Raw genomic sequence first — 22,438 nt, 5'->3', positions numbered from 1 at the left:
TGCTGGAAGGCACAGGACGAGCATGCGCGCCGACACCCCCTACTCCCGGATCGAGGCCCTCGTGGTCGACGACATGGCCACGCAGCAGACCACGCTGCGCGGCCAGCTGGGCATGCTGGGCATCCACAAGATCGAGGGCGCCAGCTCGGCCGAGGAGGCGCTGCGCCATGTGCGCGCCAAGCCCTTCGGCCTGATCCTGTGCGACTACAACCTCAACCACAAGACCGACGGCCAGCAGCTGCTGGAATACCTGCGCGAGCACCAGCTGCTGGCGCCGGACTGCCTGTTCTTCATGATCACGGCCGAGAACAGCTACCTCTCGGTGGCCGCCGCCAGCGAGCACCTGCCCGACGCCTACCTGCTCAAGCCCATCACCGCGGGTGATATCGAAGACCGCCTCAAGGCCCAGCTGGAAAAGCGCCAGGCCCTGCTGGACATCCACAAGCAGCTCGGCCGCAAGGACCTGGCCGCCGCGCTGAAGGCCTGCGACACCCTGCTGGCCAAGAAGGACCGCTGGACCATGCAGGCCCTGCAGCTCAAGGGTCAGGTCTTGCTGGAGCTGGGCGCACTGGAAGAGGCGCGCGCCGTCTACCAGCAGGCGCTGGAGCTGCGCCCGCAGCTGATCTGGGCCCAGCTGGGCCAGGCGCGCGCGCTCCGGGCTGCCGGCCGCTTTGACGAGACCGTGCAGCTGATGCGCGAACTCATCGGCAGCGCCGAGGGTGCCAAGAACCTGGCCGCGCACGAGCTGCTGGCGCAGGCCCTGGAGGCGATGGACCGCCAGGACGAGGCGCTGGCGGTGCTCAAGCAGGCGGCCGAGATCGTGCCGTCGGCCAAGCGCATGCGCACGCTGGCCGAAAGCGCCTATCGCAACGGCGATACCGAACTGGCCAAGCAAAGCCTGGCGCGCGCGCTCAAGTCCAGCCAGGGCTCGCTGAGCGCCCAGCCCATGGATGCGCTGGTGCTGGCCCAGGCCCATATCGACCTGGGCGAGGCCAAGGAGGCGCTGGCGGTGCTGGTCGACCCGCCCGGCAAGGTGCAGCGCAGCGCCGAACAGGCCGCCGCCATGCTGGCTCTGAGCGCCCAGGCCCATGCCCTGCTGGGCGAGGCCGAGAAGGCGCGCGAGCTGGCCGAGCAGGCGCTGGCCGAAACGCCACAGGCCAAGGCCGACTTCGCCACCATCGCGGTGGCGCGCGCCGCCCTCGCCACCGGCCAGGCCGAGCGCGGGCTGGCCCTGCTGGGCAAGGTGGTCAGCGCCGACCACGAGAATGCGCGCATGCAGCAGCTCGTCAGCAAGGCCTTGCGCGACACCGGCCACGAGGCCGAGATCGCCAACATCGTCACCGCCACCAGCGGCGGCCTGAAGACGCGGCTGCACCAGGCCAAGCTGGCGCTGCGCGCCGGCCGGCTCGACGAAGCGCTGGCGGCCCTCGAGGCGGAGCTGCACGCCTTCCCGGAGAACACCACCGTGCTGATGGAATGCGCGCAGATGAACTGCATGGTGCTGCGCCTGCGCAAGCAGCTGGATGCCCAGCGCGTCGAGCAGGTGCGCGGCTATCTGAGCCGCCTGGAGCGCCTCTTGCCGGGCCACGACCGCGTCGCCCAGATGCGCAAATACCTGCGCGACACCCTCAGCGCCCTGGCATGAACCGCGAACTGCTGGCCCTGCTGATCCATGACCTGAAGAACCAGCTGGGGGTGCTGGAGGCCGAGCTGGCGCAGCTGGAGCGGCGGCCCGAGGCCGAGCTGGCGCACCGCGCCCACCAGCATTGCGCCCAGCTGCGCCAGCGCCTGATCGCCTACCTGACGCTTTACGGCGCCGACGGCAGCCGCCTGCTGGCGCAGGCCTCGGACGAGTCGCCGCAGGCCTTTCTGCAAGGCCTGCTGCATGTGGATTCGCGCCCCGATCATGCGCCGCTGCGCCTGGGGCCCTGCAGCGGCGCGCCGGCCTTCTGGTACTTCGACCCGCGGCTGGTGCGCCTGGCCCTGGAGGCGGCACTGCAGAACGCCTGGCGCTTCGCGCGCAGCGAGGTGGTGCTGGATGCCGGCGTGCGCGACGGCCAGCTGGTGTTCTCGGTGGACGACGACGGCCCCGGCCTGGGCAGCGCCGACCCCTCGGCCCAATCCTCCACCGGCCTGGGCCAGGAACTCTGCGCGGCGGTGGCGCGCGCCCACCAGCTCGGCGCGCGCTGCGGCAGCGTCAGCCTGCTGGACCGTCCCGGCGGCGGCACGCGCTTTGAAATCCTGCTGCCTTGAATGACCCGGCCTGCCCCCTAACTTCCTCGCTGGGCGGCGGCTACACTGCCGCCACTTTCAGCCTCCCGCCGCCATGACCAGCGCCCCTGCCCAGCCCGCCCCGGGCGACACCGTCGAAGCCATGACCGTGCTGTTGCAGGCCTGGAAAAAGGGCGACGGCGCCGCCTTCGAACGCGTGGTGCAGGCGGTGCATGGCGAGTTCCTGCGCATGGCGGCCTCGCGTCTGCGCGGCCACGACGCCGCCACCCTGGCCAAGGGCGATGTGGTGAACGAGGCCATGCTGCGCCTGATGGCCGCGCCCAGCGACTGGCAGAACCGCGCGCACTTCTTCGCCACCGTCTCGCTGACCATGCGCAGCGTGCTGCGCGAGCATGCGCGCGCCCGCCTCGCCGACAAGCGCGGCGGCGGCCGCGTGCAGCTCACCCTCACATCGGCGGCGCTGGGCGAGGAATCGATGGCGGCCGATCTGCTCACCCTTGACGCGCTGCTGGACCAGCTCGGCGCCCACGACCCGCGCGGCGCCCAGGTGCTGGAGCTGACCTATTTCGCCGGCCTGCAGCGCGCCGACATCGCCGAGGTGCTGGCCATCTCGGTGCCCACGGTGGACCGCGAGCTGCGCTTCGCGCGCGCCTGGCTGGCCGAACAACTGGGCCGCGAGCTGGAAGCCTGAGAGCGGGCATGAGCAGCAGCAGCGCCGCCGACCCCGATTTCGCCCAGGTCAAGGCGCTGTTCAACGAGATCTGCGACCTGCCCGACGAGGCCGCGCAACGCCGGCGTTTGGCCGAGCTAGCCGCCCCGGCGCAGCTCTGGGCGCGCGTGCTGCGCCTGGCCGGCCACGACGCCACCACCCGCTTTGCCAAGCCGGTGGCGGGCATGCTGGCCAGCGTCGGCGGCGCCGAGCTCAGGCCCGGCGAGCGCCTGGGCGCCTGGACCCTCGTGTCCGAGCTGGGCCATGGCGGCATGGGCATGGTCTACCTGGCCGAGCGCAGCGACGGCCATTACCAGCAGCGCGCCGCCATCAAGCTGCTGCGCGGCTGGTCGGGCGAGGCGGCGCTGGCCCAGCTGGCGCGCGAGCGCCAGATCCTCGCCTCCCTGAACCACCCCCATATCGCGCGCCTCATCGATGGCGGCAGCACGCCCGGCGGCCAGCCCTATCTGGTGATGGACTATGTCGAGGGCCAGCGCATCGACGTCTACCAGCACGAGCACGAACTCGGGCTGGAGGCCACGCTGGAGCTGTTCCTGATGGTGTGCGAGGCGGTGGCCTATGCGCACCGCCAGCTGGTGGTGCATTGCGACATCAAGCCCGGCAACGTGCTGGTGGGCAGCGACGGCCGCGCCATGCTGCTGGACTTCGGCATCGCCCAGCTGCAGGGCAAGCGCGCTGAGAGTGGCGTGGACGGCAGCGCGCAGGACGGCGAGACGCTGGCGCTGACGCCGCGCTATGCCAGCCCCGAGCAGCGCGCCGGCGCGCCGGCCAGCAGCGCCAGCGACATCTACAGCCTCGGCGCCATGCTGGGCGAGCTGCTGCAGGCGCTGGGCCCGGCGGCGGCGCGGCCCGCGGAATGGCAGGCGATCGTGCGGCGCGCCACCGCCGCGCAGCCGGAGGCGCGCTACCTCAGCGTGGCGGCGCTGATGTCGGATCTGCGCCGTTATCGCCAGCATCTGCCGCTGGCCGCGCTGCCGCGCAGCCCCGGCTATGTGGCGCGCAAATTCCTGCGGCGGCGCTGGCCCTGGGTGCTGGCGGGCAGCGGTGCGCTGCTGATGGCGGCCCTGTTCACCCTGCGCGTGGTGCAGGAGCGCGACCGCGCGCTGCAGGCCGAGGCGCTGGCGCGTGCCTCGGCCGCGCAGGCGGAGCGTTCGGCCGCGCAGGCACAGGGCGCCGAACGCCATGCCCTGGCGGAACGCGACCAGGCAGCCCAAGCGCGCGCCCAGGCCCAGCATGAGCGCGATGCGGCCCTGGCCGCCGAGGCACGCGCCGATGCCGAGCGGCGGCGCGCCGAGGCGGCCCGCCGGCTGGCCCAGCAGGAGGCCGAGACCACGCGCCAGGTGAGCGACTTCATGGTGGCGCTGTTCGAGGGCGCCGACCCGCGCGTCTCGGGCCGGCCCGACCTGAGCGCCGCCACTCTGGTGGACAAGGGCCGCGAGCGCATGGACCGCGACCTGCAGGGCCAGCCGGCGCTGCAGGCCTCGATGAAGGGCGTGCTCGGCAAGGTCTACGAGAACATCGGCAAGCCGCGCGCCGCGGTCGAGCTGTACGAACAGGCCATCGCCCTGGAGCGCGCCAAGCCACAGCGCCAGCCGCTGCGCGAGGCGGCGCTGCTGAGCCGCCTGGCCGTGACGCTGTCCAACGATGGCCAGGAGGCCAAGGCGGTGGCGCCGGCGCGCCGCTCGCTGGCGCTGCGCCAGCCCCTGGTGGCGGCCGATGCCCTGGAGCTGGCCGACGCCTACAACACCCTGGGCCTGGTGCTGACGCGCGTCGATGCCCTCGACGAAGCGCGCCGCTGCCTGGACAAGGCACTGGCGATACGCCTCGCCAGGCAGGGCGCCGAGCACCTGGACGTGGCGATCGCGATCCAGAACCTCGGCTCGCTGGCGCTGCGGGCCGGCCAGTTGCGCGAGGCCGAGGCGCAGTTCCGCCGCGCCCTCGAACTCAAGCGCCGCCTGCTCGGCGAGCAGAATCCGTCGGTGCTCACCAGCATGCAGTCGCTGGCCGTGGTGCTGGCCGCCCAGCACCGCGTCGACGAGGCCGAGGCCCTGCTGCGCGAGCTGGTGGCGCAGCGCCGCGCCGTGCACGGGCCGCAGAGCGCCACCGTGGCGAGCGCGCTCAACGAGCTGGCCAGCGTGCTGCAGGACGGCGGCCGCAGCGCCGAGGCGATCGCCGCCTACCGTGAGGCGCTGGCCCTGCACGAGCAGCTGCAGGGGCGCGGCTCGGTGAGCGTGGCGGTCAATATCAACAACCTCGCCACCGCGCTGGAGGACCTGGGCGACCCGGCCGCCGAAAGCCTGTACCGCGAATCGCTGGCGATCCGGCAGGCCGCCCTCAAGCCGGACGACCTGAGCCTGGCCCGCGCGCGCCACAACCTGGGCCGCTGGCTGCTGCGCGCCGGCCGCCTCGCCGAAGCCCAGCCGCTGCTCGAAGAGGCGGCCGTGCAGCGTCGCAAGCGCCTGCCGGCGGCCCACAACGACCGCATCGACTCCGAGCTGACCCTGGCCGAAGCCGCCCTGCTGCAGGGCGACAGCAGCACGGCCGCCGCCGGTGTTGCACTGGTGCAGGCACAGGAGGCGGCGCTGCGGCCGCTGCGCCGCGTGGCCTTGCTGCGCCTGCAAGGCCTGCTGGCCAGCCACCTGCGGCAGGCACAACAGGCCTTGGAGCATCACCAGGCCGCACTGCAACTGGCCCTGGCCACGGTCGCGCCCGAACACCCCAGCCTGCGGCGTCTGCGTCTCGATGTGGCCGAGGCGGCCGCGGCCCTGGCTCGGACCCCGGACAAACCCTAGGCCCTGATAGGCCGGCCGGCGCCACCGCCCTTATCCCCATAGAGCAGCAAAGCGCTGCAACAGGGGATCAAGATGAAAGCAACCATCTGGGCCGCAATGGCCCTGGCAAGCCTCGGACTGGGTATCGCGCAAGGCCCGGTCCAGGCCGCCACACAGTCCTTCCAGGGCGATTTCAGCCTGGACGACGAGCTCTTCAGTACCAGCGTCTGGCTCAGCCAGGACGATCAGCTGAGCGTGCAGAGCTTTTCCTTCGCGGGCGGGCAGAACGCGCTGGGCCAGCAGATCGCCGCCGGCGGCTTCGCGCCGGTGCTGGCCCTGTTCAGCGCGGGCGGCGAACTGCTGCAGTTGGCGCGTGGCAGCGCCGGCGCCTGCGGCGACCCGAGCAGCCCGGACCCGGCCAGCGGCTTTTGCTGGGATGCGCACTTCAGCATGGCCCTGCCGGCCGGCCACTACACCCTGGTGCTCTCGCAGGATGGCAACGAGCCGCTCGGCAGCCTGCTCAGCGACGGCTACAGCCAGACCGGCATCCCCGACTACACCGGCCTCGCCTACCTGGGCCAGCCCGGCCAGCATTTTGTGCAGGTCGATGCCAGCCAGCGCAGCGGCCACTGGGCCTTCGACATGCAGGCCGCCAGCGTGCCCGAGCCCGCCAGCGCGCTGCTGATGCTGCTGGGTAGCGCCGGACTGATCGCGCGGCGGCGCCGTTACCTGGAACAGGCCTGAGGCCAAGGGGGCTTGACCATGAAGCACTTCCGCATCGCCAGCGCACTGGCCCTGCTCGCATGCACCGGTGGCGCGCGCGCACTCGATGTGCCGCTGCAGGCCGACGCGCAGATCAGCAACCTCACGCCCAGCATCAATTTTGGCAGCCTGCCACAACTGGGTGTGGGCGGCGGCGCCAGCGTGCTGCTGCGCTTTGACCTGGCCGGCGTGCTGCCCGCCGGACTCAGCGCTGCCAAGCTGCAGAAGGCCAATTTGAAGCTGTTCGTCAACCGTGTCGGCGTGCCCGGCGCCATCGAGGTGCTGAGCGTCAACGGCGGCTGGGGCGAGAGCAGCGTCAGCGCTGCCGCCGCGCCGCCCAACAGCGGCGCGGGCAGCGGCCCGGTAGCGACGGTGAGCCAGGCCAACCAATACATCAGCATCGACATAACGAGTCAGGTCAAGGGCTGGATCAACAACCCCGCCACCAATCTGGGCCTGCTGCTGCAACCCGCCTTGAGTGCGCCGGCTACACAGCTGTTCCTGGACAGCAAGGAAAACACCGCCACCGGTCACGGCCCCAGCCTGGACATCAGCCTGATGGACCAGGGGCCGGTGGGCCCGCAAGGGCCCCAGGGCCTGCCAGGCCCGACCGGCCCGGTCGGGCCCAAGGGCGACACCGGCGCCACCGGCCCGGCCGGAGCCACGGGAGCGACCGGCGCAACGGGCACCCAGGGTCCGAGAGGCCTGACCGGTGCCACCGGCGCAACAGGCGCAGCGGGCCCGCAAGGGCCGCAGGGGCCGGCGGGGCCGGTCAACCTCGCCTACGGCCGCTCCGACTTCAGCCTGCCAGCCAACAACCATGCCTCTCTCAACCTCTACTGCCCCAGCAATATGTTTGTGGTGGGTGGTGGTTGCGGTCACCGCGACTACAACAGCGCGCAGACCGACATCACGGTCAACTACGCCGGCCCCAACCCCGACAACCAGCGCGGCGGCTATGCCTGCCGCATCAACAACAACTCGAGCAGCAGCCGGGCGGTGCGCGCCTACGTCATGTGCATCAGCGCCAGCAACGTCACCGGCCCCTGAACCCGCCGTCAGCCCATAGGCCCATTGGCCCATTGATCAAGGAGTGAGCATGTTGTCCCATCGATTCATCCGCGCCAGCGCGAGCTTGGCCCTGCTTGCCTGCGCCCTGCCGGCGCTGGCCCTGGACGCACCGCTGGCCGCCGATAGCCATGTCAACAGCCTGCTGCCCGGCAACAACTTCGGCAGCCTGCCAACGCTGAACGTGGGCGGTGGCGCCAGCGCCCTGCTGCGTTTTGACCTGGCCACCCTGCCCGCCGGCACCACGGCCGCCAAGCTGGTGAAGGCCAATCTGATCCTCTACGTGAACCGCGTCGGTGCCCCCGGCGCGATCGAGGTGCTGGGGCTCAACGGCGCCTGGGCCGAGGGCAGCGTCACGGCTGCGAACCAGCCGCCCAACGCCGGCGCCGGCAGCGGCATCAGCGTGCCAGTGGGCGCCGCCAACCAGTTCCTCAGCGTGGACCTGACCGCCCTGGTGAAGCAGTGGATCAGCAACCCCGCCAGCAACTATGGCTTGGCGCTGCAGGCGTCACTGAGCGCGCCGGCCACCGTAGCCTTCTTCGACAGCAAGGAGAACACCGCCAGCGCCCATGTGGCGCGGCTCGACCTGACGTTGGCGGACCAGGGGCCGAAGGGGGATACCGGGGCGACCGGGGCTACAGGCGCCACCGGTGCCACCGGCGCCACCGGCGCAACAGGCCCGCGCGGGCTAACCGGGGCTGCGGGCCCGGTAGGCCCGACAGGTGCGACGGGTGCCACCGGGCCGGCCGGGCCGGTCAACGTCCACTACGTGCAGGCCAACAACTCGATGGGGGCCAACACCTGGGGCGGCTTGAACGCCAGTTGCCCGGCCAACACCAGTCTGCTGGGCGGCGGCTGCGGCCACCGCGACAACAACAGTGCACAAGCCGATATACGCGTCGACTACGCGGGCCCTCACCCCAGCGCACCCACCAGCACCTACCAGTGCCTGCTGACCAACACGTCCAGCTCAAGCCGCGCGGTGCGCGCCTGGGCAATCTGCGCCACGACCACCGGCATCACCGTGCACTGAGGGCCTGCCATGACATCCCGCATCACCCCCCGCCTGTTGCTGGCCGCGCTGCTGTGCGGCGCCTGTCTGAGCGCGCAGGCCCTGGAAGCGCCCCTGAGCGCCGACACGCACATCAACGCCAGCCTGCCCGCTAACAACTTCGGCAGCCTGCCGACCCTGAACGTGGGCGGCGGCGCCAGCGCCCTGCTGCGTTTTGACCTGGCCACCCTGCCCGCCGGCACCACGGCGGCCAAGCTGGTGAAGGCCAATCTGATCCTCTACGTGAACCGCGTCGGTGCCCCCGGCGCGATCGAGGTGCTGGGGCTCAACGGCGCCTGGGCCGAGGGCAGCGTCACGGCAGCGAGCCAGCCGCCCAACGCCGGCGCCGGCAGCGGCATCAGCGTGCCGGTGGGCGCGGCCAACCAGTACATCAGCGTGGACCTGACCGGCCTGGTCAAACAGTGGATCAGCAACCCCGGCAGCAACTTCGGTCTGGCGCTAACGACGGCCCTGAGCGCCCCGGGCACGGTGGCATTCTTCGACAGCAAGGAAAACACCGCCACCGCCCATGTGGCCAGGCTGGACCTGACCCTGGCCGACCAAGGGCCCAAGGGCGACACCGGCGCCACCGGGCTGACCGGGGCGACGGGCGCCAAGGGTGCCACCGGCGCGACCGGCGCGATCGGTGCGACGGGTCCGGCAGGGATCCAGGGGCCGCAGGGCCAGGCCGGCGTATCCGGGCACCAACGCGTCAGCGCCACTACCAGCATACCGGCCAGCTTCCTGGCCACCCTGGTGGCCAGTTGCCCGAGCGGCAAGAAGGTGCTGGGCGGTGGCGTGCAATTCCCCAGCCTGGGCAGCCAGCTGGATCAGCTCAAGCTGGTGATGCACCAGAGCTATCCGTCCAGCGACAGCAGCTGGCAGGTCTACTTCTCCAACACCAACGCCTTCGCGGTCCAGGCCACCGTGTGGGCCATCTGCGCCAGCGCGCTGTAGCAGCACGGCGAGGGCGCTCAGCCCTCCCCCGACTCCGGTAGGTGGATCATGCCGGTGTGGTAGTTGTACTCGAACACCTCGCCATAACGCGCCCATTCGATGGCCACCTGGAGCACGCGCTCGGCCTCGTGGGCGTCCATGCTCTCCTGCAGCAGCTTGAGGAAGGGCTCCTCGCGCAGCTCACCATGCGCCTCCTGCTCCAGGCTGTGGCGGATGAAGGCGGCGATTGGCACATGGGCGAGCAGCTGCTGGCCGAAGATCTCGCGGCGGAACTCGTGCTCGCCCTCCACATACTTCTGGCCCAGCGGCGTGATGAGGATGTCGCCATGCTCGAGCTGGGCCAGGCCCAGGCGCTGCAGCGCATCGGCCAGCGGCAGCAGGTCCTCGTCGGTGAGCTCGCTTTCCTCGGCCAGCTGGGGCAGGTCGGCGCGGCCCTTGAAGCGCTCGTCCACCAGCAGCTCCAGCAGGCTTTCCATGCGGCCCACGTCGGCCTCGGGCAGGCGGTCGGACAGATGCGGCTTGGGCGCCTCGGCCTGTCCGGCAGGCACGGCGCCCACCGTCATCAGGCTGTAGACCTCGTCGATCAAGAGGCGCACCTCGGGGCTGTCGGGGTGGCGCGGCCGCGGCAGGCTGATCGGCAGCTCGGCGCGCACCCGGCCGGGGTTGCTGGAGAAGATCAGCACCCGGTCGGCCATCAAGACCGCTTCCTCGATATTGTGCGAAACCACCAGCATGGCTTGCGTCGGCATGCTGCCGCCGTCCCAGAGCTCCAGGATCTCGTTGCGCAGGCGTTCGCCGGTGAGCACGTCCAGCGCCGAGAAGGCCTCGTCCATCAGGAGCACCGCCGGCTCGGTGACGAGGGCGCGCGCCAGGCCCACGCGCTGGCGCATGCCGCCGGAGAGTTCACGCGGCAGCGCGCCTTCGAAACCGGCCAGGCCAATCAGCTCGATCGCCGCCTCGGCACGCTTGGCGCGCTCGTCCGGCGCCACGCCGCGCGCCTCCAGGCCCAGCTCAACGTTCTGCTGCACCGTCAGCCAAGGGAACAGCGCAAAGGACTGGAACACCATGGCAATGCCCTCGGCCGGGCCGAACAGCGGCTGGCCGCGGTAGCTGACCGTGCCACCATCCACCGGAATCAACCCCGCCATGATGCGCAGCAAGGTGGACTTGCCCGATCCCGACTGGCCCAGCAGGGCCACGATCTCGCCCTTGGCGAGCTCGAAGTCCACCCGTTCCAGCACCGAGCGCGAGCTGCCGTCCGAGGACTTGAAGCTCTTGGCCACGTTTTTCAGTTCGATCAGATTCGTCATGGCTGGGTTCAGAAGTGCATTCTTTGCTCGGCGAGCCGGTACAGGCGCCGCCACACCCAGTGGTTGAGCGCCATCACGAACACGCACATCACGCCAATGCCCAGCGCAATGCGCGGGAAGTCGCCCGCCGCCGTCATTTGCTGGATATAGCTGCCCAGGCCCTGGGCCTGCAGCGTGGTGTCGCCCCAGCTCACATATTCCGCCACGATGCTGGCATTCCAGGATCCGCCGCTGGCGGTGATGGCACCGGTCACGAAGCTGGGGAAGATCGCCGGCAGCAGGTAGCGCCGCCACATCAGCCAGCCCTTGAGCCCGAGGTTGTGCGCCGCATAACGCAGCTCCGAGGGGATGGTGGAGGCGCCGGCCACCACATTGAAGAGCAGGTACCACTGGGTGCCCAGGATGATGAGGGGCGAGAGCCAGATATCCGGATTGAGCTGCCAGCGCAGGATCAGTATCACCGCCACCGGAAACACCAGATTGGACGGGAAGGCCGCCAGGAACTGCGCCAGCGCCTGCACCCGGCCCGCGATGCGCGGGTTGAGCCCTATCCATACACCGATGGGCACCCAGATCAGCGAGGCCACCGCGATCAGCACCAGCACGCGTGCCAGGGTGTAGAAGCCCAGCTTGAAGACATGGCCCACTTCGCCCCAGCCCACCTCGCCATGGATGAAGCTCACCAAGCGCCAGAGCGCGAACATCACCAGCGCCGCCAGCACCGCATCCCAGACACGAGCCCAGAGCGGATTGGCGGGCTTGGGCCGGGCGCGAATGGAGGTGCCGTCGAAGCGCAAGCGCATCGGCGCGAAGCTGGACGTGAGCCAGCGGCCCGGCCAGTCGCCCAGGCGTTGCAGCAGCGCGGTGCGACGCAGCCAGGTCAACAGCCAGGAGGTCGGCGCGTTCTCGCTGCCCGACTCCTCGAAACGGAACTTGTCGGCCCAGGCCAGCAGCGGGCGGAAGAACAGCTGGTCGTAGAGCAGGATGCCGATCAGCATGCCCAGGATGGCATAGCCGATGCCGTGCAGGTCCTTGGCCGCGATCGCCATGGCGATGTAGGAGCCCACGCCCGGCAGCTTGATGTCCTGGTTGGCCACCGAGATCGCCTCCGAGGCGACCACGAAGAACCAGCCGCCCGACATGCTCATCATCATGTTCCACAGCAGGCCGGGCATCGCGAACGGCAGCTCCAGGCGCCAGAAACGCTGCCAGGCCGACAGGCGGAAGATGCTGGCAGCCTCCTGCAGCTCGGCCGGCACGGTGCGCAGCGACTGGTAGAGGCTGAAAGCCATGTTCCAGGCCTGCGAGGTGAAGATGGCGAAGATGGCCGCGCATTCCACCCCCAGCAGGCTGCCCGGGAAGAGCGCGATGAAGCCCGTCACCGTGATGGACAGAAAGCCCAGGATGGGAATGGACTGCAGGATGTCCAGCAGCGGCACCAGCAGCTTCTCGGCCGCGCGCACCTTGGCGGCGAGCGCCGCGAACACGCAGGCGAACAGCACCGAGGCCGCCAGCGCCAGGAACATGCGCAGCGTGGTGCGCAGCAGGTAGTAGGGCAGCGCCAGCGGGTCCAGGCTGATGGGCAGCACCTCGCCCACATGGAAGGGCCTGGCCATCTGCGTGGCGGCCAGCGCCAGCAGGCTGAAGCCGGCCAGCACCAGCGGCAGCAAGGCCCAGTCCCAGCGGTTGAGCGCGGGCTCGACCACCTGGCGGGGAAAGAATTCTTGGCGCTGCTCCTGCATGGAGGGCCATGCTAGGCGATGTCAGCTGAGCGGAAGCTGACTTGGAGCCAACTCAGCCCGATGCCGCCGCCAGCGCCTCGCGCACCGCAGCCACTTGGCGGCGCGAGACCGACAGCCATTCGTTCACCGTGGCAACGCGCACGGCCCAGCCCTCGGCGCCTTCGCTGGCCTCACCGGCCTCGGCCGCCTCGGGGCTGCCGCCATCGCTGGGCGCGTGGCGCTCGAGCTCGCGCACCGCCGCCTTGGCCACCAGGGCATTGCGGTGCACGCGCAGAAAGCGCTCGCCCAGGCGCTGCTCGAGCTCGCTGAGGCTGCCGTCCATCACATAGCTCTGGCTGGCGGTGCGCAGGGTCAGGTACTTGAGCTCGGCCTTGAAGTACAGCACCTCGGCCAGCGGCACTCGGATCAGGCGGCCGCGGTCGCTGATATTGATCACCGGGCCTTCGGCGGCCGCGTCGGCGGCGCCCTGCTGCGACCGGGCGGCGGCGCGCTCGGCGATGCGCTGGGCCACGCGCGCCAGCGCCGCCTGCAGGCGCTCGCGCCGCACCGGCTTGGTGAGGTAGTCGATCGCATCCAATTCGAAGGCACGCAAGGCATGCTCGGCATGGGCGGTGACGAACACCACCGCGGGCCGCGGCTCGCGCTCGCGCAGCGCGTCGGCCAGTTGCAGGCCGTCCGGGCCGGGCATCTGCACGTCCAGCAGGATCAGGTCGCAGCCATGGTCGCGCAGCCATTGCTGGGCCTGCGAGGCGGTGCCGGCCTCGGCCACCACCTCGGCATGCGGCTCGGCGCAGCTCTCCACCAGGCCGCGCAGGCGCATGCGGGCGAGCGGTTCGTCGTCGACGATCAGGACCTTGAGGGCGGGCTGCAGGTGCATGGTTCAGCGGGGCAGAACGATTCGGACGGTGAAGCGGCCGGGCTCCTGGCGGACCTCGAAGCGCGCGGCCACATCATGCATCAGACGCAGGCGGTCGCGCACATTGCGCAGCGCCAGGCCATGGCCGGGCACGCTGGAGGCGGCGCCCACGCTGTTGCTCACCAGGATCTCGACCTCGGCGCCGCGGCTCTTGGTACGCACCTCCAGCGCGCCGCCGGCGTCGTTGGGCTCGACGCCATGGCGCACCGCGTTCTCCACCAGGGGCTGCAGCAGCAAGGGCGGCACGCGCGCATTGCCGGCGCTTTCGTCGAGCTGCCAACGGATGCGCAGGCGCTCGCCGAAGCGGATCTGCTCGATGTCCAGATAGCGCCGCGCCAGCTCCACCTCCTCGTTGAGGCTGACCACCGTGCTGGCCTCGGCCAGGGCCACGCGGAACAGTTCGCTCAGGTCCTCCAGCACCGCCTCGGCGCGGTTCGGGTCCACGCGCACCAGGGCCATCGCGGTGTTGAGGGTGTTGAAGAGGAAATGCGGGCGGATGCGCGATTGCAGCTCCACCAGCTGGGCCAGGGCATCGGCGGGCCGCTGCGAGCGCTCGCGCAGCTTCATCCAGTACAGCAGCATGGCGGCCATGGCGGCACCGGCCAGCGCCACGCTGAGCTGGCGGAACCAGCCGCTGGGCTCGTCGCTGGCGAGGTTGAGCAGCTGCCAGCCCAGGCTGGCGCCCAGCGCCCCCAGGCCCAGCAGCACGGCCCATTGCCAGGGCTCGCGCAGACGCGCCAGCGGCCGGCGCGCGCCGCACACCAGCAGCAGCCAGAACAGCACGGCCGAAAGCGTCACCACCGTGCCGCTGCTCATCCACCACAGCCATTGCAGGGGCTCGCGCGCCGCCAGCGCCAGGCCCAGGGCCAAGAGGGCCTGCACGCCCAGCACCGCGCGCAGCACCAGGCCCACATGGCAGACGTCGAAGACGCGCTCGCCGTCGAACAGCGGCGCCACCTGTTCCTCCACCTCGGCGGGCGTGGGCGCCAGGCCCAGCATGCTGGTGAGGTTGCGGCTGTCGTGCCAGTCGTTGTGGTGCTTGCCTGCCATGCCGAGGGGCCTATGGGGCCCCGCCCTTAGAATCAATGCCCGCATTCTGCTTCAGCGGCGCGCCCTGCCCCTTTTCCACCCTTCCCGCACCCTTTCCGCCATGTCCGCCGACAACCAACTCGACAACAAGTCCCAAGCCTGGTCCGCGCTGTTCTCCGAACCGATGAGCGAGTTGGTGAAGCGCTACACCGCCAGCGTGTTCTTCGACCAGCGCCTCTGGAAGGCCGACATCCAGGGCAGCCTGGCGCATGCCGAGATGCTCGCCGCGCAAGGCATCCTGAACGCCGAGGACCACGCCGCCATCCAGCGCGGCATGGCGCAGATCACGAGCGAGATCGAGGCCGGCCAGTTCGAATGGAAGCTGGACCTGGAGGACGTGCACCTGAACATCGAGGCGCGCCTGACCACTCTGATCGGCATCGCCGGCAAGCGCCTGCACACCGGCCGCAGCCGCAACGACCAGGTCGCCACCGATGTGCGCCTGTGGCTGCGCGACGAGATCGACGCCATCGGCGCGCTGCTGCAGGCCCTGCAGCTGGCCATGGTGGAGGTGGCGGAGCAGAACGCCGAGGTGATCCTGCCCGGCTTCACCCACCTGCAGGTGGCCCAGCCGGTGGCCTTTGGCCATCACCTGCTGGCCTATGTGGAAATGTTTGCGCGCGACGCCGAGCGCCTGGCCGATGCACGCCGCCGCGTCAATCGACTGCCGCTGGGCGCCGCGGCCCTGGCCGGCACCAGCTACCCGCTGGACCGCGAGCGTGTGGCGAAGACCCTGGGTATGGAGGGCGTGTGCCAGAACAGTCTGGACGCGGTGAGTGACCGCGACTTCGCGATCGAGTTCAGCAGCGCCGCCGCGCTGGTGATGGTGCACATCTCGCGCCTCAGCGAAGAGCTGATCCTGTGGATGAGCCAGAGCTTCGGTTTCATCGACCTGGCGGATCGCTTCTGCACCGGATCAAGCATCATGCCGCAGAAGAAGAACCCCGACGTGCCCGAGCTGGCGCGCGGCAAGACCGGCCGCGTGGTCGGCCATCTGATGGGCCTGATCACCCTGATGAAGGGCCAGCCGCTGGCCTACAACAAGGACAACCAGGAAGACAAGGAGCCGCTGTTCGACACCGTCGACACCTTGAAGGACACGCTGCGCATCTTTGCCGAGATGATGGGCGGCCTGACCGTCAAGCCCGAGGCGATGGAGCGCGCGGCCTTGAAGGGTTATGCCACCGCCACCGACCTGGCCGACTACCTGGTGAAGAAGGGCCTGGCCTTCCGCGATGCGCACGAGATCGTGGCCCATGCGGTGAAGACCGCCATCGCCACCGGCCTGGACCTGTCGCAGCTGCCGCTGGCCGAACTGCAGAAGTTCGATGGCCGCATCGAGGCCGATGTGTTCGAGGTGCTGTCGCTGCGCGGCTCGCTGAACGCACGCAACATCCTGGGCGGCACCGCGCCGGCTCAGGTGCGCGCCCAGGTGGCGCGCCATCGCGCCCGCCTGGCCGCCGCCGCGGCGCATTGACATGTCGCAAGCCGGGGCGCGCCCGCGCGCCCTATGCTGAGCCCCTCACTTTGAGCACGACCATGAGCAGCATCACCTGGAACGAGCAACTCGCGCTCAACCACGCCCAACTCGACCACACGCATGAGGAATTCGTCGGCCTGCTGAACGAGTTCGCGGCGGTGCTGGCCAGCGGCGCCGACCCGCTGCCCGCCTTCCAGCGCCTGCTCGCCCATACCGAAGAGCATTTCGCGATGGAAGAGCGCTGGATGGCCGCCACCGGCTTCGCGCCCGAGAACTGCCACAGCAAGCAGCACGCGATGGTGCTGGACACCTTGCGCGAGGTGCTGCGCTATGCGGTGGAGCTCAAGGACATGGAGCCCATGCGCATCATTGTGGGCGAGCTCTCGCAATGGTTCCCGGCCCATGCCGAGATGATGGACGCCTCGCTGGTGTTCCACATGAGCCAGGTGGGCTACGACAGCGCCACCGGCACGCTGACCCAGCCGCTGCAGCAAGCCTCGGCCACCATCAGCTCCTGCGGCAGCGCCAGCTGCAGCTGAAGGCTGCCGGTTCCTTTCGCTATGTCCCCGCCTTTTGACATAAGGCAAGTCGCTGGCTTGACCTAGGGTAAACCCACAAGTCCAATCCATGAGTCCGCCGTCTGGCGCGCCAATCCGGCGCCGCGGCAGGCTCACAGGGAAGGACCACATGAGCGGGAAAAAGAATATGGCGGACCTCGGCATCGGCGTACGCCTGGGCCTGGGATTCGGGGTCCTGCTGCTGATGATGGCGGGCATCATCTTCATCGCCTGGCAGCAGTTCGGCCGCGCCGACGCGGTCAACAGCCGCATCATCGAGCAGGACTGGGTCAAGGCCGATGCGGCCAATGTGGTGAACGCCAGCACGCGCGCCAATGCGCGCAACACCATGGAGCTGATCGTCAGCGCCGATGCGGCGCAGTCGGCGCGCGCCAAGCAGCGCATCGAGGCCAACAAGCAGATCATCACCGAGGCCCTGCGCACCTTGGAGTCGCTGGTGCGTCTGCCCGACGGCAAGGCCATGCTGGCCCAGCTGAAGGAGACGCGCGCCAAGTACGTGGCCTCCTTCAGCAAGGTGGCCAAGCTGGTCGACGAGGGCCGCAAGGACGAGGCCACGCAGCTGCTCAACAGCGAAACCCTGGCCCTGCTGGATGCCATGCAGGAGCCCATCAACGGGCTCACCGCCCTGCAGAAGAAGGTGGTGGTGGCCAGCAGCGCCGAGTTGCGCGGCGATCTCGGCACCGGCCGCATGCTGCTGCTGGCCGTCGGCGCGCTGGGCCTGGCGCTGGGCGTGGGCTTCGCCTGGTGGATCACGCGCTCCATCACCCGGCCCCTGCATGCGGCGCTGCGCGTCGCGCGCACCGTGGCGGCCGGCGACCTCAGCAGCCAGATCGAGGTGCGCAGCGCCGACGAATGCGGGCAGCTGCTGCAAGCCTTGAAGGACATGAACGCCAGCCTGGTGAGCATCGTCAGCCAGGTGCGTCAGGGCGCGGATTCGATGGCCATCGCCACCGACCAGATCGCCGCCGGCAATCTCGATCTGTCGTCGCGCACCGAGGAGCAGGCCAGCTCGCTGCAACAGACCGCGGCCTCGATGGAGCAGCTGTCGGCCACCGTCAAGCAGAACTACGACGGCGGCCGCCATGCCAACCAGCTGGCCGAAACCGCCTCGGGCGTGGCCGTCAAGGGCGGCGCCGTGGTGGCCCAGGTGGTGCAGACCATGGAGGCCATCAATGCCTCGTCGACCAAGATCGCCGACATCATCGGCGTGATCGACGGCATCGCCTTCCAGACCAACATCCTCGCCCTGAATGCCGCGGTGGAAGCCGCGCGTGCCGGCGAGCAGGGGCGTGGCTTCGCCGTCGTGGCCGGCGAGGTGCGCAGCCTGGCGGGCCGCAGCGCCGAGGCCGCGCGCGAGATCAAGAAGCTCATCACCGGTTCGGTGGGCAATGTGCGCGAGGGCTGCAAGCTGGTGGAACAGGCCGGCAGCACCATGGACGAGATCGTCGTGCACGTGCGGCGCGTGGCCGACCTGATGGGCGAGATCACCACCGCCAGCAAGGAGCAGACCACCGGCATCGAGCAGGTCAACCAGGCGGTGGGCCAGATGGACCAGGTGACGCAGCAGAACGCCGCCCTGGTCGAGGAGGCCGCGGCCGCCGCGCAATCGCTGTCCGACCAGGCCCAGGGCCTGGTGCAGGCGGTGAGCGTGTTCAAGCTCGGTGCCGCGACGCCGAGCCAGGGCTGAGGCCATGGCCTACTTCGAATGGGCCGATGACATGGTGATCGATGGCGGCGCGATCGACGCGGACCACCGCCATCTGGTCGATCTGGTGAACCAACTGCACAGCGCCACCACCGAGGGCCGCGGCATGGAGGTGGTGGAGACCATCCTCAAGGAGCTACTCGCCTACACCGCCGAGCATCTGCAGCGCGAGGAGCAGCGCATGGCCGAGCTGCAGTTCCCCGATCTCGAGCGCCACCGGCTCACGCACGCGAAGTTCATCGCCGATCTGCAGGCCCTGCGCGCGCGCTTCGAGGCCGGCAGCATCGCGGTGGCGGCGCAGCTCTCGGCGGTGCTGCGCGACTGGTTGTCGCTGCACATCCGGCGCGGCGACAAGGAATTGCTGCGCTTCGTGCAGCGCCGCCAGCGCGCCTGAGCTCACGCGCTGCTGCTGCCAGCCCCTGTCAGCAGCGCACGCCACAATGCGGCATGGCCGCATCGCCTCCCTCCTCCACCGCCAGCGGGCCCCTGCCCGAGCGCCTGATCGCGCACCTCGACATGGACGCCTTCTATGCCTCCGTCGAGCTGCTGCGCTATCCCGATCTGAAGGGCCTGGCGGTGGTGGTGGGCGGGCGGCGCGCGCATGAGCCCAAGACCCTGCCCGACGGCACGCGCCAGTACGCGCGGCTGCGCGACTACACCGGCCGCGGCGTCGTCACCACCTCCTCCTATGCGGCCCGCGATCTGGGCGTGTTCTCGGCCATGGGCCTGATGAAGGCGGCGCTGCGCGCGCCCGATGCCATCCTGCTGCCCACCGATTTCGACGCCTACCGGCGCTACTCGCGCCTGTTCAAGGCCGCGGTGGCCGAAGTGGCGCCGGTGATCGAAGACCGCGGCATCGACGAGATCTACATCGACCTCTCCGACGTGCCCGGCATCCGCGAGCCGGTGGGCCACGATCCGCTGGGCGGGGTGCGCGCGGTGGCGCGCGAGATCAAGAACTCGGTGTTGCGCGCCACCGGCCTGAGCTGCTCGATCGGCATCACGCCCAACAAGCTGCTCTCCAAGATCGCCTCCGAGCTCGACAAGCCCGACGGCATCACCATCCTCCTGGCCGAGGAGATTCCCGCCCGCATCTGGCCGCTGGGCGTGCGCAAGATCAACGGCATCGGCCCCAAGGCCGGCGCCAAGCTGTTGGAACTGGGCATCGAGAGCGTGGGCGAGCTGGCGGCCGCCGACCCGGCCCTGCTGCGCCAGCATTTCGGCGAGAGCTATGCGGCCTGGCTGCACGAGGCCGCGCATGGCCGCGACGACCGGCCGGTGGTGACGCACAGCGAGCCCGTCTCGATCAGCCGCGAGACCACCTTCGAACGCGACCTGCATGCCAAGCACGACCGCGCCGAACTGGGCGCGATTTTCACGCGCCTGTGCGAGCAGCTCGCCGCCGACCTCGAGCGCAAGGGCTATCTGGGCCGCACGGTGGGCATCAAGCTGCGCTTCGAGGGCTTTCGCACCGTCACGCGCGACCTCACCCTGGAGCTGCCCACCCAGGATGCGCAGGCGATCCGCCGCGCCGCCGGCGCCTGCCTCAAGCGCGTGGACCTGAGCCAGCGCCTGCGCCTGCTGGGCGTGCGCATCGGCAGCCTGTCGCGCCCCGGCGACGCCGCAGCGCCGCGGCGCGGCAGCAAGCCCGCCGCGCCGTCCAGGGCCGAGAACCTGCCGTTGTTCTGAGCCTCTACACGCCCGGGCCCGGGCTGGGTATGCTCAAGCTCTGAGCCCGACCGAGCCGCATGACGCCCACCACGCCGAACGCCGAGGAACCCCAGCCCTGCCTGCAGCGCCTGCGCCGCGCCGCGCTGCGGCATCCGCGCTGCACACCGGCCCTGTACGAGCGGCTCGGCGCGCGCTGGCAGGCCGAAGGCCGGGCGGCGGCGGCGCTGGACGCCCTGTACGGCCGCTTCTTCGTGCTGGAACGCCTGGGCCTGGCGCTGGACCTGCGCCGCCAGCTCGAGGCCGGGCTGAAACAGGCCACCGAGGCGCATTTGCCGCAGCAGGCGGCGCGCCTGCACGAGGCGCTGGGCCGGCTGCATTACCAGATGGGCGAATACCAGCTCGCCAGCACGCATTGGTCGCAGGCGCTGGACCTGGCCGCCATGCTGGGCGATGGGCGCACCGGCGTGGCCGCCCGCATCGGCCTCGGCCAGATCCATTACGCGCTGGGCGACTGGCCCACCGGTGAGCGTTTCCACAGCGATGCGCGCGGCCTGCTGCAAGGCCTGGACGACGATTACCTGGAAAGCAAGCTGCGCATCAACCTCGGCGTGGGCCTGTTCAACCGCCAGCAGTACGAGGCGGCGGCACAGGAGTTCGGCCTGGGCCGGGCGGCGGCGGCGCGCGCCGGGCATCGCGACTATGTGGCCGAGGCGCAATGGCACGAGGCGCGCAGCGCCCAGGCGCGCGGCCAGCATGAGCAGGCCCTGCAGCTGTGCCGCGAGGCGCTGGCGCGCGCGCGCCTGGCCGGCTATGCCTGGCTGCAGACCATGGCCAGCGCCACCCTCACCGAGCTGGCCGCGGCGGGCGACGACATCGCCGAGGCGATACGCTGCGGCGAGGAGAGCCTGGAGCTGGCGCGGCGGCTGGGCGCGCGCCGCCAGCAGAGCACCGCGCACCGTGCGCTGGCCAAGCTCTACCAGAACCAGGGCCGCCTGCAGGCGGCGCTCAACCATCTCTGGCAGCACCAGGAACTGGAGGGCGAGCTCTACCGGCTCAGCCTGCCCGAGCGCTTGAGCGCCCTGGCACGCTTCGACCTCAGCCAGCAGCCGCCCGAGGAGCGGCTGCTGAACCTGTCCAACCGCATGTGGAGCATCGAAAGCGAAGAGGACCTGGCCGCGGCGGTGCAGGCGATGCGGCCCGAGATCGAATCGGTGCTGGCGGTGGACGCGGTGCAGTTCTGGTGGGACGCCCAGGGCCGCGGCGAATTTACCCCGCTGCCGCCGGTCGCCGCGGCGCAGCTGGATGCCGAGCATTGCCCGCGCTACCTGGCCATGCTGGACGCGCTGCACCAGCCGCTGGCGCTGTCGGAATGGAGCCTGCACCCCTGCCATGCCGAGCTCAGCGCGCTGGCCGGCGCCAGCGGGCTGGTGCTGCCGCAGTCGCGCCTGGAGTTCGCGCTGCGCCTGCAGGGTCGGGTGCGCGCCGTGCTGTGGCTGGACCAGCAGCACGCGCTGCGCGCCTGGTCGCGCGACGAGCTGCTGCGCGCCAGCCATATCGCCAAGCTCTACGAGCGCCTGCTGCTGGCGCTGGACCTGGCCCAGGCCAAGCGCGCCCAGCAGGAGATGGAGCGCGAGAAGTTCAGCTCGCTGGGCCGGCTGGTGGCCAGCGTCGCGCATGACGTCAACACCCCGGTGGGCGTGGCCATCACGGCGGCCTCGGGCCTGGGCGATGCGGCCGCACGCAGCCTGCAGGCCTTGCGGGGCGAGCGCGTCAGCCGCCAGGAGCTGACCGCCCTGGCCGAACAGATGCACGCCAGCGCCGAGCTGGTGGAGCGCAATCTGCAGCGCGCCGCCACCCTGATCGGCGACTTCAAGCGCATCTCGGTGGACCAGCAGGCCGAGACCCTGGAGACCTTCAGGCTGGCCGACTATCTGCGCAGCGTGGTCTCGGTGCACAGCCCGGTGCTGCGCAAGGCCGGCATCGAATGCAGGCTCGACATCCCGGAAGCACTCGAGATGACCCAGGTGTCCGGCCTGCTGACCCAGGTGTTCTCCAACCTCATCATGAACAGCCTCACCCATGCCTTCCCCGCGGGCCGGGGCGGCCAGATCGAGATCGCTGCCGAGGCCTGCGGCGCCGATCAGCTGCTGATCAGCTACAGCGACGACGGCGTGGGCCTCAGCCCGGAGGCGCGCCGCCATGCCTTCGAGCCCTTCTTCACCACCAAGCGCGGCCAGGGCGGCTCGGGCCTGGGCATGTACATCGTCTACAGCATCGTGCACAAGCTGGGCGGCAGCCTGGAGCTGCCCGAGCGGCCCCGCGGCATGTGCCTGCGCATGCGCCTGCCACGTAGCGCGCAGGTCTGAGCGCGGGCCT

Annotated in this window: 18 protein-coding genes; 14 read left to right on the top strand and 4 right to left on the bottom strand. The window is 70.4% G+C overall.

Annotation, left to right across the window (positions count from 1 at the left end):
• Positions 1-22: 22 nt before the first annotated feature.
• From AC3WQY_RS01840 to AC3WQY_RS01805, 8 genes are all read left to right on the top strand, one after another.
• Positions 23-1,645 (top strand): tetratricopeptide repeat protein, encoded by a 1,623-nt coding sequence (locus AC3WQY_RS01840; protein WP_492705306.1) that lies wholly within the window; start codon positions 23-25, stop codon positions 1,643-1,645.
• Positions 1,642-2,253, top strand: a complete 612-nt coding sequence (locus tag AC3WQY_RS01835; RefSeq protein WP_492705304.1) for a sensor histidine kinase — start codon at positions 1,642-1,644, stop codon at positions 2,251-2,253. The genes AC3WQY_RS01840 and AC3WQY_RS01835 overlap by 4 nt, the downstream gene beginning before the upstream one ends.
• 73 nt (positions 2,254-2,326) lie before the next feature.
• A complete protein-coding gene (locus AC3WQY_RS01830; RefSeq protein ID WP_492705302.1) occupies positions 2,327-2,923 on the top strand; it encodes an ECF-type sigma factor in 597 nt (198 codons plus the stop codon).
• An 8-nt stretch (positions 2,924-2,931) separates the two neighbouring features.
• A complete protein-coding gene (locus tag AC3WQY_RS01825) occupies positions 2,932-5,754 on the top strand; it encodes a tetratricopeptide repeat protein (RefSeq protein WP_492705300.1) in 2,823 nt (940 codons plus the stop codon).
• A gap of 72 nt (positions 5,755-5,826) precedes the next feature.
• On the top strand, positions 5,827-6,477 hold the full coding sequence (locus AC3WQY_RS01820; protein ID WP_492705298.1) for a DVUA0089 family protein: 651 nt from the start codon (positions 5,827-5,829) through the stop codon (positions 6,475-6,477).
• A gap of 18 nt (positions 6,478-6,495) precedes the next feature.
• Positions 6,496-7,545, top strand: coding sequence for a DNRLRE domain-containing protein (locus AC3WQY_RS01815; protein WP_492705296.1), 1,050 nt, complete (start codon positions 6,496-6,498; stop codon positions 7,543-7,545).
• 49 nt (positions 7,546-7,594) lie between these two features.
• Positions 7,595-8,596, top strand: a complete 1,002-nt coding sequence (locus tag AC3WQY_RS01810; RefSeq protein WP_492705294.1) for a DNRLRE domain-containing protein — start codon at positions 7,595-7,597, stop codon at positions 8,594-8,596.
• A gap of 9 nt (positions 8,597-8,605) precedes the next feature.
• Positions 8,606-9,571, top strand: a complete 966-nt coding sequence (locus tag AC3WQY_RS01805; RefSeq protein WP_492705292.1) for a DNRLRE domain-containing protein — start codon at positions 8,606-8,608, stop codon at positions 9,569-9,571.
• 17 nt (positions 9,572-9,588) lie between these two features.
• On the opposite strand, the gene AC3WQY_RS01800 is transcribed toward AC3WQY_RS01805, so the two are convergent.
• Genes AC3WQY_RS01800 through AC3WQY_RS01785 form a run of 4 tightly spaced genes read right to left on the bottom strand, consistent with a single transcriptional unit; the run spans position 9,589 to position 14,589 of the window.
• The gene (locus AC3WQY_RS01800) at positions 9,589-10,881 is read right to left on the bottom strand and encodes an ABC transporter ATP-binding protein (RefSeq protein ID WP_285232821.1); all 1,293 of its coding nucleotides are present in this window, start codon (positions 10,879-10,881) and stop codon (positions 9,589-9,591) included.
• Positions 10,882-10,889: 8 nt separating this feature from the next.
• Positions 10,890-12,623, bottom strand: a complete 1,734-nt coding sequence (locus AC3WQY_RS01795) for an ABC transporter permease (RefSeq protein ID WP_492705289.1) — start codon at positions 12,621-12,623, stop codon at positions 10,890-10,892.
• Between the two features lie 52 nt (positions 12,624-12,675).
• Positions 12,676-13,500: a LytR/AlgR family response regulator transcription factor gene (locus AC3WQY_RS01790; RefSeq protein WP_492705287.1), complete on the bottom strand. Its 825-nt coding sequence runs from the start codon at positions 13,498-13,500 to the stop codon at positions 12,676-12,678.
• Between the two features lie 3 nt (positions 13,501-13,503).
• Positions 13,504-14,589: a sensor histidine kinase gene (locus tag AC3WQY_RS01785; protein ID WP_492705285.1), complete on the bottom strand. Its 1,086-nt coding sequence runs from the start codon at positions 14,587-14,589 to the stop codon at positions 13,504-13,506.
• Between the two features lie 100 nt (positions 14,590-14,689).
• Here AC3WQY_RS01785 and argH point away from each other — a divergent pair, with 100 nt between their 5' ends.
• The 6 genes from argH (at position 14,690) to AC3WQY_RS01755 (ending at position 22,428) form a co-directional block, all read left to right on the top strand.
• On the top strand, positions 14,690-16,105 hold the full coding sequence (argH, locus tag AC3WQY_RS01780) for an argininosuccinate lyase (protein ID WP_492705283.1): 1,416 nt from the start codon (positions 14,690-14,692) through the stop codon (positions 16,103-16,105).
• Between the two features lie 62 nt (positions 16,106-16,167).
• Positions 16,168-16,647: a hemerythrin domain-containing protein gene (locus AC3WQY_RS01775; protein WP_285232826.1), complete on the top strand. Its 480-nt coding sequence runs from the start codon at positions 16,168-16,170 to the stop codon at positions 16,645-16,647.
• A gap of 148 nt (positions 16,648-16,795) precedes the next feature.
• A complete protein-coding gene (locus AC3WQY_RS01770) occupies positions 16,796-18,373 on the top strand; it encodes a methyl-accepting chemotaxis protein (protein WP_492705280.1) in 1,578 nt (525 codons plus the stop codon).
• A 4-nt stretch (positions 18,374-18,377) separates the two neighbouring features.
• Positions 18,378-18,785, top strand: a complete 408-nt coding sequence (locus AC3WQY_RS01765) for a bacteriohemerythrin (protein ID WP_285232828.1) — start codon at positions 18,378-18,380, stop codon at positions 18,783-18,785.
• A gap of 53 nt (positions 18,786-18,838) precedes the next feature.
• A complete protein-coding gene (locus AC3WQY_RS01760; protein ID WP_492705278.1) occupies positions 18,839-20,080 on the top strand; it encodes a DNA polymerase Y family protein in 1,242 nt (413 codons plus the stop codon).
• A gap of 59 nt (positions 20,081-20,139) precedes the next feature.
• Positions 20,140-22,428: an ATP-binding protein gene (locus tag AC3WQY_RS01755; RefSeq protein WP_492705276.1), complete on the top strand. Its 2,289-nt coding sequence runs from the start codon at positions 20,140-20,142 to the stop codon at positions 22,426-22,428.
• The last annotated feature ends 10 nt before the right edge of the window (positions 22,429-22,438 follow it).

Source organism: Roseateles sp. FW301-B2 (assembly GCF_058788955.1).
This window is presented reverse-complemented; position numbering and strand designations above follow the sequence as displayed.

Excerpts from the sequence above, each read along its gene's own strand:
- AC3WQY_RS01760 (WP_492705278.1), top strand. The coding sequence starts at position 18,839 with ATGGCCGCATCGCCTCCCTCCTCCACCGCCAGCGGGCCCCTGCCCGAG.
- AC3WQY_RS01820 (WP_492705298.1), top strand. The coding sequence starts at position 5,827 with ATGAAAGCAACCATCTGGGCCGCAATGGCCCTGGCAAGCCTCGGACTG.
- AC3WQY_RS01805 (WP_492705292.1), top strand. The coding sequence starts at position 8,606 with ATGACATCCCGCATCACCCCCCGCCTGTTGCTGGCCGCGCTGCTGTGC.
- AC3WQY_RS01825 (WP_492705300.1), top strand. The coding sequence starts at position 2,932 with ATGAGCAGCAGCAGCGCCGCCGACCCCGATTTCGCCCAGGTCAAGGCG.
- AC3WQY_RS01840 (WP_492705306.1), top strand. The coding sequence starts at position 23 with ATGCGCGCCGACACCCCCTACTCCCGGATCGAGGCCCTCGTGGTCGAC.
- AC3WQY_RS01835 (WP_492705304.1), top strand. The coding sequence starts at position 1,642 with ATGAACCGCGAACTGCTGGCCCTGCTGATCCATGACCTGAAGAACCAG.
- AC3WQY_RS01790 (WP_492705287.1), bottom strand. The coding sequence starts at position 13,500 with ATGCACCTGCAGCCCGCCCTCAAGGTCCTGATCGTCGACGACGAACCG.
- AC3WQY_RS01815 (WP_492705296.1), top strand. The coding sequence starts at position 6,496 with ATGAAGCACTTCCGCATCGCCAGCGCACTGGCCCTGCTCGCATGCACC.
- AC3WQY_RS01755 (WP_492705276.1), top strand. The coding sequence starts at position 20,140 with ATGACGCCCACCACGCCGAACGCCGAGGAACCCCAGCCCTGCCTGCAG.
- AC3WQY_RS01765 (WP_285232828.1), top strand. The coding sequence starts at position 18,378 with ATGGCCTACTTCGAATGGGCCGATGACATGGTGATCGATGGCGGCGCG.
- AC3WQY_RS01830 (WP_492705302.1), top strand. The coding sequence starts at position 2,327 with ATGACCAGCGCCCCTGCCCAGCCCGCCCCGGGCGACACCGTCGAAGCC.
- AC3WQY_RS01795 (WP_492705289.1), bottom strand. The coding sequence starts at position 12,623 with ATGCAGGAGCAGCGCCAAGAATTCTTTCCCCGCCAGGTGGTCGAGCCC.
- AC3WQY_RS01770 (WP_492705280.1), top strand. The coding sequence starts at position 16,796 with ATGAGCGGGAAAAAGAATATGGCGGACCTCGGCATCGGCGTACGCCTG.
- AC3WQY_RS01810 (WP_492705294.1), top strand. The coding sequence starts at position 7,595 with ATGTTGTCCCATCGATTCATCCGCGCCAGCGCGAGCTTGGCCCTGCTT.
- argH (WP_492705283.1), top strand. The coding sequence starts at position 14,690 with ATGTCCGCCGACAACCAACTCGACAACAAGTCCCAAGCCTGGTCCGCG.
- AC3WQY_RS01785 (WP_492705285.1), bottom strand. The coding sequence starts at position 14,589 with ATGGCAGGCAAGCACCACAACGACTGGCACGACAGCCGCAACCTCACC.
- AC3WQY_RS01800 (WP_285232821.1), bottom strand. The coding sequence starts at position 10,881 with ATGACGAATCTGATCGAACTGAAAAACGTGGCCAAGAGCTTCAAGTCC.
- AC3WQY_RS01775 (WP_285232826.1), top strand. The coding sequence starts at position 16,168 with ATGAGCAGCATCACCTGGAACGAGCAACTCGCGCTCAACCACGCCCAA.